Raw genomic sequence first — 1381 nt, 5'->3', positions numbered from 1 at the left:
GTGTCCGAGCGAAGCTCGGACGGATGAGGGGTGTTGGACGGAGTGTGGCTTTGAAGACCTAAGCGCTTAAAATTGCTAGGCCTTTTTAGGTCGCCTTCTTCCGGCACCCCTCATCCGTCTCGGCGCTCGCGCCGATCCACCTTCTCCCACAAGGGGAGAAGGAGAAAAATTTCCACCCCTTGTCGGAACCATCGCCCTTCGTTCGTCCTTGGAGCATATCGACCGCTCCAACCGGAGGACAAACGTGGAAACGCAATCGACCTGGCAGACCGCCGCCATTCTCATCGCCCGCCTGATCTTCGCCGCCATGTTCGCGATGGGGGTGGCCTTCAAATTCATGGATATGGGGGCGACCGCCGGCTATATCGCCGCGGCCGGCTTCCCGTTCCCGCTGTTTCTGGCCTGGTGCGCCGCGATCCTCGAAACGCTGCTGGTGATCGCTTTTCTCACCGGCGCCTTCATGACGCCGCTGGCGCTGATCGGCGCGGTCTATGTCGTCTTCCTCGGCTTTGCCTTCCACGGCCCGTCGCACTGGGCCGGTAACCAGGCCGAGTTCGGCGCCTTCATGTCGCATTTCCCGTTCGCCGCCGGCCTGCTCTTCGCCGCAGCGCACGGCGCGGGCAGCGTGCTCGCGGTGCGCCAGGGCTGGCCGAGCAGGGCGTGAACTTCCCTTCTCCCCGTTTACGGGGAGAAGGTGCCGAAGGCGGATGAGGGGCAGCGCCGACTTGCCTCGAAACCGCTTCCCTTGACCTCACATCTGGTCGTTGTACGGCTCCTTCATCTGGCCGACCATGCGCGCCAGCTTCGAGAAGGACGGCATGTCCGCCTCGGGCTGGCACTGGTTGGCGAGTTCGAGCAGCCGGATCGGGAAGTTGACGGCGTCGCGGCTCGACGCCGACATGCCTTCGGACCGGTCTTCCCCGGTCTCCACCGCCTCGGCCTTGCGCAGCGCGATGTCGATCTCCTCGACCGTCAGCACCCCCTTGCGCACGAGAGTATGGTTGATTGCGGCGACGGCCATCAGCAGGCCCTCGAGTTGCAGATTGGCGACGTTCATGGCGCTTCCTCCCATTGACCTCGCCTCAAAAACGCGCGAGCGGCGTTTCCGATCCGGCGCGATGCTTGGTGCCGCTGCGTGTTCGGTCCCGATTAGCTAGGCGGGCCGTTTCGGCATGACAGCGAGGACCGGGCGGTCCCGCTATTCCCTGCCTTGCAGGATGCGCACGAAGCGGCTGTTGTCGGCCGTCTGGGAATGGATGCCCTGAATGTCGCGATAGCTAAGCCGGCCGCTCGCCCACGCATTGAAGAACCGATTGCAGAAGGCGTCCGGAACACGGGCGATACCGACCTTCATCAGCTTCGCCACGGTCTGCCTGTCCTC

The 1381-nt window shown here is 63.9% G+C and carries 3 protein-coding genes; 1 reads left to right on the top strand and 2 read right to left on the bottom strand.

Annotated features, from left to right (window positions below):
- Positions 1 to 244 precede the first annotated feature (244 nt).
- The gene (locus tag EOA29_RS36545; protein ID WP_126094513.1) at positions 245 to 664 is read left to right on the top strand and encodes a DoxX family protein; all 420 of its coding nucleotides are present in this window, start codon (positions 245 to 247) and stop codon (positions 662 to 664) included.
- 87 nt (positions 665 to 751) lie between these two features.
- Here EOA29_RS36545 and EOA29_RS36540 read toward each other — a convergent pair whose 3' ends face one another.
- Together EOA29_RS36540 and EOA29_RS41880 are read right to left on the bottom strand one after the other, a co-directional pair.
- On the bottom strand, positions 752 to 1057 hold the full coding sequence (locus tag EOA29_RS36540; protein WP_126084587.1) for a hypothetical protein: 306 nt from the start codon (positions 1055 to 1057) through the stop codon (positions 752 to 754).
- Between the two features lie 141 nt (positions 1058 to 1198).
- A partial coding sequence (locus EOA29_RS41880; RefSeq protein WP_210213226.1) for a hypothetical protein occupies positions 1199 to 1381 on the bottom strand: 183 nt, incomplete at its 5' end.

It is taken from the genome of Mesorhizobium sp. M1E.F.Ca.ET.063.01.1.1 (assembly GCF_003998155.1).
Classification (GTDB): domain Bacteria; phylum Pseudomonadota; class Alphaproteobacteria; order Rhizobiales; family Rhizobiaceae; genus Mesorhizobium.
This window is presented reverse-complemented; position numbering and strand designations above follow the sequence as displayed.